The organism is Shewanella sp. 10N.286.51.B2 (assembly GCF_041469265.1).
In the GTDB taxonomy this organism is placed as follows: domain Bacteria; phylum Pseudomonadota; class Gammaproteobacteria; order Enterobacterales; family Shewanellaceae; genus Shewanella.
In genome coordinates this window covers 42,422-58,391 of the sequence record NZ_JBFRKH010000016.1, presented here as the reverse complement: position 1 = coordinate 58,391, position 15,970 = coordinate 42,422, and the positions used below count along the sequence as shown (strand labels likewise).

The 15,970-nt window shown below is 38.4% G+C and carries 12 protein-coding genes, 1 pseudogene and 1 CRISPR repeat array; of the genes and pseudogenes, 4 read left to right on the top strand and 9 right to left on the bottom strand.

The genetic code is table 11. The features are described from left to right. Window positions 1–1,310: 1,310 nt before the first annotated feature. Window positions 1,311–2,795 carry a zinc ribbon domain-containing protein gene (locus tag AB4140_RS04820; RefSeq protein WP_372000006.1) on the bottom strand — a complete coding sequence of 495 codons (1,485 nt, stop codon included), beginning with the start codon at window positions 2,793–2,795 and terminating at the stop codon, window positions 1,311–1,313. A 41-nt stretch (window positions 2,796–2,836) separates the two neighbouring features. Beyond that, a CRISPR array of direct repeats spans window positions 2,837–3,231; the repeat unit is 29 nt; unit sequence CGAATCATCCAAGCACGCACGGGCTAACC. Between the two features lie 811 nt (window positions 3,232–4,042). Between AB4140_RS04820 and AB4140_RS04815 the strand changes: the two genes are divergently transcribed. Then, a complete protein-coding gene (locus tag AB4140_RS04815) occupies window positions 4,043–5,143 on the top strand; it encodes a Fic family protein (protein ID WP_372000004.1) in 1,101 nt (366 codons plus the stop codon). A 183-nt stretch (window positions 5,144–5,326) separates the two neighbouring features. Here AB4140_RS04815 and AB4140_RS04810 read toward each other — a convergent pair whose 3' ends face one another. The 3 genes from AB4140_RS04810 to ltrA form a co-directional block, all read right to left on the bottom strand. After that, complete coding sequence (locus AB4140_RS04810; RefSeq protein WP_372000002.1) at window positions 5,327–5,929, bottom strand: mobile mystery protein B; 603 nt, start codon at window positions 5,927–5,929, stop codon at window positions 5,327–5,329. Continuing rightward, window positions 5,926–6,438, bottom strand: coding sequence for a mobile mystery protein A (locus AB4140_RS04805; protein ID WP_372000000.1), 513 nt, complete (start codon window positions 6,436–6,438; stop codon window positions 5,926–5,928). The genes AB4140_RS04810 and AB4140_RS04805 overlap by 4 nt, the downstream gene beginning before the upstream one ends. Window positions 6,439–7,193: 755 nt before the next feature. Continuing rightward, window positions 7,194–8,666: a group II intron reverse transcriptase/maturase gene (gene ltrA / locus AB4140_RS04800; RefSeq protein WP_371999998.1), complete on the bottom strand. Its 1,473-nt coding sequence runs from the start codon at window positions 8,664–8,666 to the stop codon at window positions 7,194–7,196. Between the two features lie 554 nt (window positions 8,667–9,220). Here ltrA and AB4140_RS04795 point away from each other — a divergent pair. From AB4140_RS04795 to AB4140_RS04785, 3 genes are all read left to right on the top strand, one after another. Further along, the gene (locus AB4140_RS04795) at window positions 9,221–10,012 is read left to right on the top strand and encodes a metallophosphoesterase (protein WP_371999997.1); all 792 of its coding nucleotides are present in this window, start codon (window positions 9,221–9,223) and stop codon (window positions 10,010–10,012) included. 489 nt (window positions 10,013–10,501) lie between these two features. Next, window positions 10,502–10,810 (top strand): hypothetical protein, encoded by a 309-nt coding sequence (locus tag AB4140_RS04790; RefSeq protein ID WP_371999996.1) that lies wholly within the window; start codon window positions 10,502–10,504, stop codon window positions 10,808–10,810. A 60-nt stretch (window positions 10,811–10,870) separates the two neighbouring features. Then, window positions 10,871–12,220: a type II toxin-antitoxin system HipA family toxin gene (locus AB4140_RS04785; protein ID WP_371999995.1), complete on the top strand. Its 1,350-nt coding sequence runs from the start codon at window positions 10,871–10,873 to the stop codon at window positions 12,218–12,220. A gap of 166 nt (window positions 12,221–12,386) precedes the next feature. Here the strand turns inward: AB4140_RS04785 and AB4140_RS04780 are convergent. From AB4140_RS04780 to AB4140_RS04760, 5 genes and pseudogenes are all read right to left on the bottom strand, one after another. After that, window positions 12,387–12,512: pseudogene (locus AB4140_RS04780) on the bottom strand (ISAs1 family transposase); the annotation flags it as partial. Further along, complete coding sequence (locus AB4140_RS04775; protein WP_371999994.1) at window positions 12,496–12,777, bottom strand: hypothetical protein; 282 nt, start codon at window positions 12,775–12,777, stop codon at window positions 12,496–12,498. The pseudogene AB4140_RS04780 and the gene AB4140_RS04775, both read right to left, overlap by 17 nt. A 472-nt stretch (window positions 12,778–13,249) precedes the next feature. After that, the gene (locus tag AB4140_RS04770) at window positions 13,250–14,377 is read right to left on the bottom strand and encodes a PcfJ domain-containing protein (RefSeq protein WP_371999993.1); all 1,128 of its coding nucleotides are present in this window, start codon (window positions 14,375–14,377) and stop codon (window positions 13,250–13,252) included. Window positions 14,378–14,616: 239 nt separating this feature from the next. Beyond that, entirely contained in the window at window positions 14,617–15,468 is an 852-nt protein-coding gene (locus AB4140_RS04765) for a hypothetical protein (protein WP_371999992.1), read from the bottom strand. A gap of 23 nt (window positions 15,469–15,491) precedes the next feature. Then, window positions 15,492–15,854 (bottom strand): antitoxin Xre/MbcA/ParS toxin-binding domain-containing protein, encoded by a 363-nt coding sequence (locus AB4140_RS04760; RefSeq protein WP_371999991.1) that lies wholly within the window; start codon window positions 15,852–15,854, stop codon window positions 15,492–15,494. Between the last annotated feature and the right edge of the window lie 116 nt (window positions 15,855–15,970).

Here is a 15,970-nt window from a genome sequence, read left to right as displayed (position 1 = left end):
GTTTAAAAAAAAGCAATAATTGTCACTATAGTAGCACAAACTATATTTTCATACTATAAACTCAATAAGGGAAGAGTTAAAAGGTAGTACAGCTCGAGTGCAAGCAAAAAACGAAGAGCAAGACTTAGGTCATACTGAATAATGGTGGTGTGTCACCTGTACAATTCGAGAAGCGTACTATTCTGAGTTGAAAACGGTCTAGTAAAAGCTGGGAAGTCCAGTCTGTCTATTTATTCGCTGGGATGGGAAGTATATTCTACATTAGGGGATGTTGAACATTTGAACTTTTTTGGGTAATAAGCTAAGGAGTGTTGTGTTGTATTGACTCACTTCGTCACAGCTTGTTATCCGTTAATCTTTAAAAAGGGAGCAGTGTAAATTTGTGCTGCTTAAGTAAAACAGCCCATCATGTTGCCAGAAACAATGTACTCAGTATTAGAAAATCTAGGACGAAAGTACTTCGTCTAACGAATACTTTAAGAATTCTGACTCATTTGGGGGCATAAATAAGCTCGGTATGCTCTTATAATAGTGGCCAAATTCATCACATCACTACAAAGGAAGTGATAGTGAGAATATCATTTGTCAGCTTCGCCTTCAGACAATAATTAATTTAATAGGAATAAACCCGTAAATCAAATTACACATATTTACCTGCCTTGCGTGTAATTATACATCAGTTAGATAATTGCGTGTAATTAGAGGTAACAATGAGGGAAAAACGGAACAGGCATAACTTTTAGGTTGACCACTTGTATCTTGAAGCTTTGGATGATTAGCTATCTCTAAGCTCTAAAATCAGTGAGGATGTTTGTACTGTGGTATGATAATAACATCCCGAATGATAAGGTGAGAGAACGCTTATGTTTACTGATACGGTTAATTATTGGATGCCACTCGTCGCTGTAGGCTTTGCGTCTATAGTATGTTTTGGGATGATAACTTATTTTCTCTATCAACAAAGTAAAAAGAAAAATAAATAGATAGTTAGGCCTATTAGGTGTTTTTAAAAACACTAGCTTTACTCACTAAATTCAATACCTTACATGCAAATCTCGTTAACCATGAGACGTTTATTTGTCTTAAAATGGCCATTTGAGACAGTTTTCCCCCACCCTTCTCTTGTGCGTTTATATTAAAGTTTGATAAAAAATTATGGCTGTCATGCGCGGTAACAATGCAATATTTGATAATTCATCTAACAACCAACGTCATTTTTGATCATAAAGTTTGTTATTTTCAGACTCACTTTTGGACAAACCTTTCCAGCGGCTTTGCTAAATTAGCAATCCATTAGTATGACAAATCTGTTATTGAAATGACTCGGGATTGGATGCTAATGCAGCTTGGACTGAATCGTCATCTATGTGCCAATTTTTACCATCAAATGAGCAATATAGTACTAGTAAAGCACTGTATTTATCCCTGTCCCAGTCCTGAGCGCAGCAAGTATGACGATGCCAGCCCTGTCGTGTCTTTTTAGTTCTGCATTGGCATAAGTGACAATATTGAGACAGAGCGGTTTTCCAGGGGTCTACGTACTCAAATCCAATGTTTAACTCAGTACAGCGCCGCTTGAGTAGCTGCTCCAATGCGCCATGGCCATGCATACCAATAGCCTTACCCAATCGACTTTTTTGCCAACCTTTGTACCAAACTTTTTCAATTTTTATGTGTGAGCTGTCTGTGAGTATAATATTTACCAGTTCGCCTTGCTTAGTCTTGCGTCCTGCAGCAAGTTTTCTACTTATACTAGCCTTACGCATTAATAGCTTTTTATAGTTGTTACTGAAGTTTGTCATCCTCTTTCCTTTCTGTTTCGAATCAACTTTAAAGCAATCTGGATTACTGAGCATCCTTGAGCGACTCAATTTACGGTCAATAGACGATAACTCAGCTTGTAGCAGAGCAGCTCCATCACTCGCGATTGGAAGTGGATGCAACGTCGCTCCTGTTGAAGATGCAATTGCGATAGTGTGAGAATTAACGTCAATTCCTCTGGCTTTTTTTTCCTGTGATTGGTCAATAAATTTGGGGCGTTTATACGCAGCGCCTTCGAAACACACCTGAAGAACATAAACCGTATTTCGACCATATTTTTTTCTCAGTATTCGACAAAATTTAATCCGATGCTTCAAGGCATGATGTTCGTACAAGTCTTCGCTTTTTTTATCGGCGTAGTTTACTAAGAAGGTTAAAGCTGAATTTTTCGCTGCAACATTCGCTCTGCACGCGTTCCACGTTACCCTAGATGTTTCAGGATCAAATAAAATCCCTTGCTCATGGTTTAGAGATTCAATTGAATTTACCGTACCAAACCGTTTGAAGTGTGGTTTAAATAGGTTTTTTCCCTTTTTGTTTTTTTTGCCATAGTTTTTGATATATTTATCAATAGTTTTCATAACCCTCGCAGCTATCGCTTTAGCTGATTGACTATCAATGTGTTGATATATATGTGGTGCAGCTTGTCGACATTTAGCAGCTATAGGCTCAAGGGAGTACTTCTGTAACCAGTACTTCTCTCTGAGTTTTTTGTACAGCGTACCAGCCTCCATATTTGTGGCTTTTTGCTCTTGACTATCTTTGGGAAAATTATATGCCTTTTTTGATAGCTTGCGTGCAACTTCAAACTCACTATCCAAAACCATCGCGTTAACACGTTCCAACGCAGAGTTCAGGCATGCATTCTGTAATTGCTGTGCTGCATTAAACCGTGCGTTCAATTCTGTTCTAACGACCCTATTAGCTGTGATATTAAAGTTATGAACAAATGTCGGTGTTGTACTTTTGGGCATAATACAAATCAACTATATGAATCTGGTGGTCACAATAGCCACGAATCATCCAAGCACGCACGGGCTAACCGAAATTGCCACTTTCCGAACTATCTTGCATAGCGAATCATCCAAGCACGCACGGGCTAACCTTGTCGCTTTGGGCTATGGAATTTCATCAGGGCGAATCATCCAAGCACGCACGGGCTAACCTTTTCTACGTCGTAGTCACATTTTTGAAGTAGCGAATCATCCAAGCACGCACGGGCTAACCTTTAAAGTTGAAGGCGTATTTGTATCAGGTGACGAATCATCCAAGCACGCACGGGCTAACCAACGGTAATGAACCCACTGTTTTAACAGTAGGCGAATCATCCAAGCACGCACGGGCTAACCTGTTGATTAAGTTGTGCAGTATATCAAGTTCGCGAATCATCCAAGCACGCACGGGCTAACCTCTAAATATAAGTAATTGTATTTTAATGATAATAGTCATCAGCAAAAAGTTACCAATACTTTAAGCGCTAAGCCCACGCAGTCAACCCTACAGTGCCTATCAACCTCTCAATATTTTGAGCAATACAAAATAGAGCCTCGGTCGATACATTTTTGCGACACTCTCTGACGGTTAAAAGACTAATGTTTAAGCGTTTTATGGCAAGCCATAAATTGAGTGTTAGTAAATCATGATGGGCGCAAAGCGATTTGATCCTGTTCGCCAAGAGGGGGCTTCCTCTCTCCCATAAAAAATGTAGTTTATGTATAAAAATTATGCAAATTCGAATTAAGTCGTACAGTGAGCAGAATTCATCCAATAGTTAGAGCTTAGGTATATTGACAGGATGCTGAAACCTATCTAGCATTTATTGTATGAGCTTCGGATATCCCTGCTAATAATGCAGCCCACCGAAGACAAACGAAAAGCCATTTTTTAATGGCTTTTCGCTTTTACCCTCTCAGCCTTTATGCGCCCTTTAAAATCCAAGCTTGATTAACCTATCTATTGTTTGTTTTGCATAGCCGTAAGGCTTGGTGAGAACAGTCTATTTCTTGGCGTTTTGACTCAATCAATACGGATGCTAAGGCCACTCAACGTTCAGTTGCCTATACCGTTACTACTATGCTTAAAATTATGAAACAGATATTGTTTCAATCAATGCTTTGATGTGAATACAATCTTATTCACATCATATGTTGAGTTGAATAAAGGCGCTAAATAAATCATAATCTGATTAGATGAATAAATAAACTAATCAAAGGGGCTAATTATGTGGATATGGCAACAGGACAGTTGGCCTGTTTTTACATGGAACCAAAAAATAATAGTACCTTTAGTAAGGCAAACTCGGCTAAACCAAGGTATTTTGTTAGGTAAAATGTCTAGTCAATGTAATGACCAAAATCAAAGTCTACTAGATACCCTGATTTCCAATATCGTTCATTCAAGTGCCATTGAAGGCGAGAAGTTAAATGCTTTTTCGGTTCGTTCATCTTTAGCTAATAAATTGGGGTTGTCAGAAGATAAGCCGTTTCCCACCACCATACAAACTGACGGTCTTGCTGAAATAATGCTAGATGCGATTGAAAACCTTAAGGAGCCCTTAAGTCAAAAGCGGATACTTCATTGGCATTCTTGCTTATTTCCTGATGGTTATACTTTATTAAATCCAATTATTGGAGGGCAACTTAGGGGGAGTCATCCAATGCAAGTGGTTTCGGGGCGAATAGATAGGCCAGTAATTCACTTTGAAGCCCCAGGAAGGGAAATACTCGATGTAGAATTAGACGCATTTATAACTTGGTTTAATGACTCTAAAGAAGATACGGCACTTGACCCGTTAATTAGAGCGGCAATATGCCATCTTTGGTTTGCCACCTTGCACCCTTTAGATGATGGGAATGGTCGAATTACACGCTTATTAACAGACTTAGCATTGGCGCAGGCTGAACAACAATCTGTCCATTTTTATGCTATGTCAGTGGGTATATCAGCTAACCGTAAACGTTATTACGAGGTACTAGAAACAACTCAAAAAGGAGGTTTAGATATAACCCCTTGGTTGTCTTGGTTTCTTGAAATATTGAATGAAACGTTTGCAGATGTTCTCTGTGGAATAGATGAAGCATTATTCAAAACCAATTATTGGCTTAGAATTGACCAAACTAAATTAACATCTGAGCAAGTCAAAGTGCTTAACCGAATGCTAGATGGAGATTTTGAAGATGGGATTAATACTAGTCAATATCACAAAGTTGCTAAGGTAAGTAAGGCAACTGCCACTAGACACTTATCGGCACTGGTCGATGGTGGGTGTCTAGTGAAGTCTGAGGCGGGTGGGCGAAGTACCAGATACTTGTTAGCTAGATAGGTATTCTATTCTCTTGGACGAAAGCAGCCAGTTCCTTGGCGCTTGTAAGACCATATTAAAGTTTAAGTTGGTCTACTGTTAGTTATCGATTTTGCTAAATTAGCTTTTAGACGGATTACTTGTAGTATGAAAAAGCCTATATTCAAGTGGTCTGAATAACACTATCCACTAGTGTTGTTTAAGTCAGTTACCAAGGTTCTCTAGGTATTTAACGAACGCAGTAAAATCACCTTTGTCTGCTTCCTTAAGGCAAGAGATATAAGCTTTGCGCTCTTCGCTCACTTTCTCTAGGTTGCCCTCTGCCCAGTTAATTGGTGGCTCCTCTAGCAGAACGATGCGAACTACATCGGTAAATAAACGCGAGTGTCTGCCATTACCATTTGGGAAAGGATGAATCTCAACAAGCTTGTGCTGTATGCGTGCGCTGAGCTCTAGATTTGAGAAGTGTTTGAACTCTACCCAGCACTTAGCATCTTCTAAAAAGTTGTGGAGCTTGGGCCTGATTTGGAAGGGATCGCAGTCTATATTTAACTCTTTGTTTCGAGTGGTCCCGGCCCAGGTCCAAACATCACCAAATAGGTTTTGATGGAGGGCAAGAACAAACTCAGCTGAGAAAATAGAATCCAGCGTTAGGCCTGAGATACCACTAACCCATTGCTGGCCTGCTAGTATATTGGATTGTTCAAGCTCGTTAAGTTGTTCTCTTGTTGTTACGTGTGGGTGTTTCAACCCTTCCATATCATCAGGATCAAGCGGTGTAGCACCTTCTGGCTCATCAATGTTCAAAATACTTTGTATTCCTTATTTTTACCCCATAGCTTACGACCACCTGCACGCATAATTTCTTCGGCTAGTTCACTTATTAAGATATTTTCTTTCTCTTTGCTAACTGATTGCGCCTCTAGAAACATATTTTTAGATGCTTTCTTTACCTCTTCTTTCGCAACCTTAAGCGCACGCTCTTGCATTGTGTCAGATACAGCCTTTTTAGGCTTTAGAGTGTATGAGAAGTCACAGTCTAGAGCTTCAGCTAGTTGCTTTAACTGATTTAGAGTTATGTCGCCATCAACCTCACGCCTTTCAAGGACTGAAATTCTATTTCTTGTCAAGCCAGCTCTATCTCCTAGCTGGGCGCCTGACATATCAAGAGCTTTTCTTACTGTCCTAATCCAACCCTCTTTAGGTGTTGAGGGGAATAGCGTTCCCTTAACTGCATCAACCAGTTCTCTGTACTGTCTTAAAACCGTTTTCTTAACGGGTTGTTGCTTGTGCATATTGCTTTGAAAAGAGTACATAGTAACCTCGCCCCCCATTGTTCATGCCTTAAGCGTACCCGAAATCAGATACACCTTCCAACTTTACGTATTCAAATCTGATGACGCAAATATGATTTTTGTATCGGAATATGAATACAAACATACAGAGAATGAACTGAATTCTGATTACAGCTTGATAAGAAATGTATCACATTTAAGATACGGTTTTTATTTTTCGTATTCACTTAAGGGTGCAGATTATGATAAATGCATCCTAAAATTGATACAAAAAATGGATTAACGTATTCAAAAAAAATACATAACCATAGCTAGCGTAATCGGATTAAGATACAAAAGAACACCTCATCGTGTCATTTTTGTGTTTAACAGCTAGGTGATGTGAGTAGCTAACACAAGGCAGTGGGGTCAAACCGTGTAATAAACCACCGCTCTCGCTTCGAACTTAATGTGAGTTAATTATGATTTCCAAGATAAGGATACAAAAATTCACTAACTTCTCTTGAAGCAACACCAATATCAACTTTTACGCCCTCTGGTAAGCCCCTAGAGCATAAATCCCCTTTCCATTGTTCCTTTCATCAGGATCTAGAAGAGCAACTACAACTATCTGTAGTGGACAATGAATTCTGGCCACCACATTAGAGTCTGTCTAACCCATTTCTGTCGGATAGGCGGCACTTGTTACCAAGTGCCGCCCTCCTAAGAACCGTACGTGCAACTTTCACTGCATACGGCTCAAGCCTCCACTAAGGCGTGTTCTGTTACCCAGCACCCTACATCGCAGCCAAGACAGGCTCAAACCATGAGTTTCTACCTTCCTTTGCCCGCTTTCGCTTACCTAAGTGAGCTTCATGTTCGGGGTCGCAAGGTGTCGCTGCACTCCTGATTTTTACATGTCTTTTTATGAGCGTTTGAGCTATTTGGACAAGGTTAAATCGACAATCCATGTTCGCAATTTTCTGCCAACCATGAAATTGCCATTGTCCCTTACCGTCCAAATAATATTTACGCCTCACCCAGTCTTTACTTTTAGTTGGATGACGCCTAACTGCCCAACGCCATAACAACCAGAAAAGTTGATGGCCAACATAACCGAAAACTTGCTTAGCAACACTGTGGCGATAATAGTTCGCCCATCCTCTCAGTTTCGGATTTAATATTTTGATTAAATCGTTAACGGGGATTGTTGGATGTTTTCTGATGAATTCACGTAGATTACTCAAAAATGATAGAACGTTGCTCTTGCTCGGTTTAATGAGCAGTTTGCCTTTGTACTTTCTAAGATTGAATCCCAGAAAGTCAAAACCATCATCGATATGAGTTATGTGCGTTTTCTCATCAGAGAGTGTTAAGCCTCTTTCCTGTAGAAAACCAATGAGCTGCGGCTTGATGTCATTAACGAGCACTTCCTGCGAAGAACCTGTGATAACAAAATCATCTGCATATCCGATAAAGTTGACTCTATTCCCTGTTTTACAGGCAATAGACTTAACCAACTGCTCTAATCCAGCCAGCGTGAGCAACATCAGCGTTGGGGAGATTATCCCGCCTTGCGGTGTTCCTTCTGCTGTTTTGTAGAACAATCCTTTGTCAACATAACCACACCCAAGCCATTGTTTCAGCATTCGCTTATCTAATTGAATGTTGTCGATGAGCCATTGATGACCAATCTTATCGAAACAGGCTTTGATGCCACCCTCAAGAACCCATTGGCTAGAGCGCTTCATACACAAACATTTGAAGCACTGTGCAATGGCATCTGCTGCGCTTCGGTTGGGTCGAAAGCCATAGCTATTGAGGTCGGCTACCGTTTCCGAAATAGGCTCCAAAGCGAGAAGATGAAGCGCTTGCTGCGCTCTGTCTATCATGCAGGGAATGCCTAAAGGTCTGAGTTTGCCGTTTTTCTTGGGGATGTAGATACGTCTGAGCGGTTTGGCATGATAGCCTTTGCGGCTCAGTTTATTCACCGCAGTCATACAACGAGCATCACTGTTCCAAATGATGCCGTCAACGCCTGGTGTTTTGCTGCCTTTATTTTGAGAAACTCTTTTAACAGCAAGTAATTTTGCTGATTTCGAGTGGGTAAGTATCCACTGCAATGCTTTCGCCTTGCCGTGTTTACCTTCTCGGGTTGCTTTTGCAATGCGCATTTGAAGCTTTAATACATGTTGCTTAACCGCTTTCCAGTTAATGGATTGCCATTGAGCGCTGTCAGGAGATGCACTAACTTCAATTGAAGTCATCATTTGCGTTTCTCCTTGAATAAAGTTCTTCAAATCATCTTGCAACGGGAGACCAGCTAGCTTCTTAGCATAAATATATTCTCCAGTTTTTTATTAATTAGTAAATGACATTAAAAACAATATACTAATTTTTAATAAATATCCACTTGCGAATCGCAAGTAAATCATTGAAAACATAATAGATTTAACTTGACTACATTTATTGTTAGATTTAATCTCACTATCAATAATTTTAAGAAATGCTCATTATTTTATGAAAAAAACTGGAGAAGTTATGATTTATATTACTCTGTTTGTTGCATCATCTATTTTTACAATAACTTTTTTTAGAACATCTTTATTTGTTATCTCAATGACTAATCATCATATTAAGTCCCCACGCCTTGGTATCTATATACTAATTTTTCTCTCGCTCTCATTTTCGACAATACTCGTCATATTTGCAAAAATTCTAAGTCGATGAAAGTTAATCAAAAATGGTGATTGCTATTAATTTTTTTTTAAAAGACATGAGTTAAATTTATTTAGTGCGAGCCTGCTTGAAAAAGGTAATTAAATTGAAATTTTACGTTGTTTCTGACTTACATCTCGACATTCATACAATTAGAAAAGATTATTGGTGTGATTTTGAACGAGATGCGATTTTATTTATTGCTGGTGATGTCGCAAATGGACTTGCCGGAGTGGCTTATGTGAACAATATACTCTGTAAACACTTTCGTATCGTTATCATGGTAGCGGGAAATCATGAATGGTACTCAAATAAAAATCGCTCATATCGCATGAATCCATACGCGTTTCAGAAAGAATCAATTAACAACGTCGATTATGCGACTGTTATAAAGAACTCTCCTTTAATCAAGTTAAAAGCACATAGTAAAAAAATAGATAACCTATATTTTTTAGATAATGAACTTATTGAAATTGAGGGATTTAAAATTTATGGGGGGAGTCTGTGGTTCCCAATTCATACATATTCTGCTGAAATAATAACGGAATACGAGCAGCTAATGAACGATGCTAAATTTATTAATTATCGAATAATTGAAGAACAATATAAGGCTTTCATCGATAATTTTCCAAACAAAGTCGACTTGGTAATATCACACCATCTTCCTTGTCACGAAGCCTTTGCTTTAGAAAAAAATGCGAATAGTGAATACGCTCTTTTTTATCATGCAAGTTTAAGTCATGAATTGATTTCAAGAACGCGTTATTGGATCGCGGGTCATCAGCATGAGGCCATTGAAAAAAAAATCGCAGGAGGAAAAACAACTTTTATTAGTAATCCGAAAGGGGCGATTTCAATGCAACCAGGTTTATTATCAAATAAGAAGTACTTTCTCTAACTTATTTTTGACATTACCGAGTTACGAATTGGTGTAATACTGAAAATAAATTTCAATGCTATGAAGAGTGCGTTTAGCTACAAATTAGTGGCCAAATTAACTACACCACTACAAATTATCAAGATGAAGATCGCTAACGGGAATAAATTTAATTTGTTTACCCTCAAAGTTTTAAAATTAAATATGATGAACATTAGATTTTTAGCAATAATATTCATCAATTTTTTAGCAATAACTTAGTTAAAATAATCTATCTTTTAACAAAAATATATAGGGTAGGAACGATCACTCCTCGATAAATGTTTTTATTTTTCCCTCCATGCCTTTCCACCACCCCATACAAGAACACTCGCGAATCGCAAGTAAAACAATGATTTACAAGTAAGTCGCAGTTGACAGTCAGCTTCAGTTTTAATAAGCTAAACTGAGATTTTGCAGCGTGAAATACGATTAATGACACGAAAAACACACAGACCAAATAGCGGTTGGATGGCTTTAGAAATCACTAATTCTAAAAATGAAAAGTACTATAAAGTTTTTGCCACATGGAGCGGAGCAATGCATGAACGAGAAAGATGGAGGTTAAGCTCAGGTTCTGATGAGTTAAATTATGAAACGGATCAAGATGGCAACTATTTATTTCCACAATATACATCTACTTATTGTTTGGAACCTCGCCTTGAAGGAGGTTTTACACTATATGCAAAAGGGATCTGGAATAGATTAAGAGGTGAGATTGAAAGTGATGACTGCCTGGTAAAAATAATCAATCTCAATGTTAAGCTTAAGACTAATTAAATAAGTTGAATAGGTTCAGCTATAGTTCTCCAAAAATTAATATCTTTATTAGGTGTATCAATGTCATTAATGCTAACACTACAGATATACTTGAATGGAAAGTGGTTTGATGCTGCTGTAATAGATTTTTATAATGAAAAACGTAAAGGCTACAAATTTACTTCTCTTCACTATATTAATGATTTTTCGTTGGAATTTCTTAATGAAGATGGATATCAATCTCCCTCATTAAATTATCCTGTTTCATTTTTTTTCGAACACAACAACACCTCAGGTTGGCTTCGTTTCCTAGACGATATAGTGCCCTCCGGAGCAAGTCGACGGTTCTGGATTGGGTATCTTGGTCTATCAAAAATTTATAGTAATGAGCAATCTTACATCTTGCTTCGTGACTATGCGTTAAACCCAATTGGTAACTTAAGAATCAAGGAATCTATTCATTCTCACCCATTTACTGCTAATGAAATTATCTTCAATCAGGAAGATGTTGTTAGCCATGGTTGTAAGTTCTTAAAGTATGCTCAAGATAAAGGAGCTAGGGTTGCAATGGCTACAGGCGCAGGTGGTGAGGCTCCCAAAATTCTATTAAATCTATATAATCATAAGGTTAGATTGAATTCTCGCATCGACGAACTGGGTGAACATGCTCAACCTTACTTAGTTAAATTTCCGCGCGGTCAACAATCTGCCATCGACTCTGATATTTTGAGGGCTGAATTTCATTATTATCATGAGCTAGAATCAATGGGGTTTGAAACAATTAGCACAAAAAAAATGTTATTAATCGAAGGACCTAATTATCCTTCGCTTTGGTTACCCAGATTTGACATATGCAATAAGAACAATATCGAAAAACTAGCAGTTGAGTCTGTATATTCTATGTTAGAAATGCCGCCTGGATCCTTGCTAGAACACGGTTCAACAATAAGGATGTTAATCCAAAGAATTCAAAGTAGTTATCTTGTGACACAAAAATATTTTCAGTTTGATTTTAAAGAGTTCGTAATCGAATGGGTGAAGCGGGACTTGATCAATATAGTTTTTGGAAACAGCGATAATCACGGCAGAAATACATCTTTCCTTCGAGGAAGCGACTTTATTAAACTTGCCCCAATCTACGATTTTGCACCAATGAAAGCCGACCCAGAAGGGGTGTATAGAGGAACAACCTGGAAAAAGGGGCTTGAACTAGGTGGGAATTTTGATTTTATCGCAATAGCTGACAGCCTTGATGATTTGGTTCCTGCAACTCAATTGTTAAAAGAGCTAAACACCTTGGCTGCAAGTCTAGTTGGCTTAAAAGATAGACTAGAAAGTCGTGGTGTACCTAAAACCATATTAAACTTCCCTTCTATTGGCTTTGATTTTATTGAAGAAAAGCTTGATGCATGGGGACTTGATACAAAGTGATATTTTTTGAAATGGTCAAGAAAATGGATATTTAGGTTTTATGTACATCAAACCTAAATAGGTCAAAAACGGCAGAGCGTTACTTTGTCGTAAAATAAAATACCCAATTCATAATATTAGTTCCGCAGGCTTAAGTGAAAAGTACTCAGGGCAACCGCATGAGTGCTTAAAATTCACCCATCGTATCATTTAGACCTGCTATGAGTATGGCTTCGAGGTAAGATGTTTTCATCCAGGCTCTCTTTTGCTTTCCTGGAATGCTTCCTTTTGATGGTTCAACTCTTAACATGGACTTTTCTTTGTTGTTTTATGCTTGAGGTAACAACTACTAGACCTTCCTTTGGGCGTAGCTCTTGGGCAGTTCGGTGAGATGCAATTGCATCAGGCTGTAGATATTTAACCACCTCATACCATTTTGACATCAGTAAGCCCTCCAGTTCACTTGGTTTGGCATCTGTGTAAATCCCTTGATGGATTCTGGTTATTACACCTGATTTGGCCTTTTTTGCCAGATCTTTGGCTGGCTCGGTCTGATTTGAGAAGTATAAATTAGGCATGTTGGCTCCTGATGTCTTTACTTATGGTTATAAGTATGACATTTAACGAACTAAACAAGTAAAAAGGTCAGACAAAGGCGTGAATTTACGAAAAGTATCAGAATAAAACACCACAAAAAGTAAAGTAACAGAACAAAAGTGCTGAATGGTAAAAAAGGCAGTTTAAAATAGGAATTAGTGGTAATGGCCAGATTAATGCATTAATAGATGAAAAATGATACAATAAAATCTTTAAGTGGGAAAGTGTAAGATTAAAAGGCTAGCTTGGGAGGAGTGGCATCAGGGTGGCTTGGCAGAGAGCGCCATAACTCACCTGAATTCACGGTGAAGAAAAGCAAATAACAATAAGTCCCTTTAAAGGACGCCCCTCATAAGGGCAAAGCATCACTAAACTGCCGCCTAAAAATCAATCACTCCAGTCAGTTCACGTCAACCTATGACGCTTATTAATTAAACAAATTTATTCCGAACCTTATTGCAATTTCAACACCTTTTTTACTCTCTCAAACCAACTGTAAACTAACTCTCGGGTTTCAGTTGTAGGCAGCGCATTACGCAAACCTGCAATTTGGTCCAGCTCGATAATGCCTGTTGGTTTGTTAAGCTTGATACCAATGGTGACTCTTTGTGGTTGGGGCAAACTGAACACACAATAATGCCCAGAGACAATACGAGTATGATAAACCGCAATACAGTGGTGTTGTTCAGCGCCTTCGGTGAAAAGCTCATCATAGTTTTTGATCGCTACAAAGTTTGCTTCATCTGGCACTAAAATAGAATATGGTTTGTCGGCATCAACAGGTCTTAATTTTTCACGCCTTATGTCATTACGCCTATTTATCCATTGCTGATGCAAATGCTCTAGCTCGGCGAATGACGATAGCTGACTAACACGTTTACCTGGGTCATTTACCCCCAGCTCGACTCCCAATGCGAGGGTATCTGATAAACATGAACGTAATGCCCTTCTACCTAGTTGGTTTTCACTGGCTATCGCCAGTCCTAGCTTAGTACCCGTTAAAAAGGGGTATTTATTATCTAAGCTTATTGCAACATAGTTAACTGAAGGGTAATGATTAAAAGCTCTATAACGTCTACAGTGTTTATCTAGCTGTTTTTTAACATGCTCTAACTCTAAATTTCGTTCATAGGTTAGGGTTAATTTATCAATAAACTTGAGCGCAGACTTAGTATCATCATAGCCTAGACAATGTAATATCTGTCGCTGGCCTAATTGGCTAACAGCTAATGCCATTTGGTTATCTACGGTATAATGCTCACAGATTAACACTAACAATAGTGGACGAGTGATGAGTAATTGGGCTGCTACGTCACTATTGGCAGCAAGCCATAACAATTGATATTGATGCTCAGGAAATGCTTGAGTTTGTTCTAAATACGCTGTGGGAATTTTACTCAGCCAGTCATCTAAGCATTGCTCATCGTGGATAATATCAAAACCCAGTCCAAGACCTCCTTCAAGTAACTCTTTGGCCTTAGTTTTAAAGACTCGATATGCCTGTAATTTACTGTGCCAGTCATGTAATTCAATATCATAATCAAAGCCAAATGCACTTGTGGGAATAGAGATATATTGCAAGTTACACTCCTTAAGTTGTTTGGGTTTTGCGTAAAGCCAATAAGTATTCATCACTGTAACCACCACAAAGTTGAATAAATATCGTTCGATTAGTACTGTTGACAGGAAGCTGAAACCTCCCTACGGTTTATTCTATGAGCTTCGGATATCCCTGCTAAATAATGCAGCCCACCGAAGACAAACGAAAAGCCATTTTTTAATGGCTTTTCGCTTTTATCCCCTCTGCCTTTATACGCCCTTTAAAATCCAAGCTTGATTAACCTATCTATTGCTTGTTTTGCATAGCGTCTTGCTATTAAATCTAAGTAAGCAGGGTTTTGTGTTTTAGGTAAAAAATCATCCATAAAAGTTGCAGGACGAATTAATGATAGTGTTTGATCATTTTTACAAATGAGCTCAACTGTTGGTGCCCCATCATAATCAACACCATAAATAATATACGTTGCCGGTGTTTGTGCATTTAGGTAATCATTAAGATCAGGAGATAAATCATTTAAGAAACTCCTCATAACAGAACGAGCCTTAAAAGGTTGTTCGTCATTACTTTCATTATTAGTGGCGAACTCAACTGACACACAACCCTTTTGATTTTCGCATTGGTAAGTATTGAGCTGCAGTTGGTATGGATACCGCTGCTCTATCCAGTTTGTCACCGTGTCTTCTACCGCGAGTAGAATAAAATGCATTGCAGTATATAAGGAACCGTAATAAAAAGTGCCATCAATATACAGCCTCACCCAGTCGCCATAAAACTTGCTTACGTATTTATCAGGTGCCTTTGCAATATATTTGGGGGTCTCCATTTCTTCTAAAATCGCGTCATCATGGGACTCTTGATATTGCCAGTAGGGAATATCATAACTAAGCAAATCAGGAAAATCGCAAATATCCCGCTCAGGTCTAAAGGGTTCATTCATGGTTAAGTGGTCTTTGCCTTTTACATACAGCTTTTGGCACTCGGCAAGATACTTGTGTTTCTGCGCATCGCTAGCATCGAGGTACACATTATCCGCCTCGTCATCATTCAGGCTCGAAATGCCAGGAAAATAAGCCTCTAAAATCTGCTGCTTTTTATATTCTAGGTCCACCATATTACCCCCTAATGTGTAGAACGTTAAAAGTTCCCTAAATTTAAAACATGGTTCATAACAGCTTCAAAGTCTCCATGCTCCCCTTCCAATAAAAGCGAAAGTGGTGTTTGACCGTTAAATAATGAGTGCTGATTTTTCATTGTCATGAAGCCATAAACATTATCTGGATTTGAAAAAACCTGTCTTAACCCGCCATGGATATTCAAAATGTAGCTTATACGTTTGACTTGATCTTGAGTTAAGTCATTTTGATTAGCGGCGCTGATGTCGTCTTTATTCTTAAAGCAAAGTAAGACTGGTATTTGATTTTCATTACAGCCCCATTTACCAAGAATCTTTAAGACTACCTTGAGTCCAACTTTAAAACCTTTCTGTGTAAGCTCCATACCAGCCTCCTACAAAAAACCAAAAACATATTCTTGAAAACTTAAGCGACTAATAATCACAAAAGTAAACTTGCTAAAAATAGAATAATAATCAAAAAACACTGTTGATTTATAAA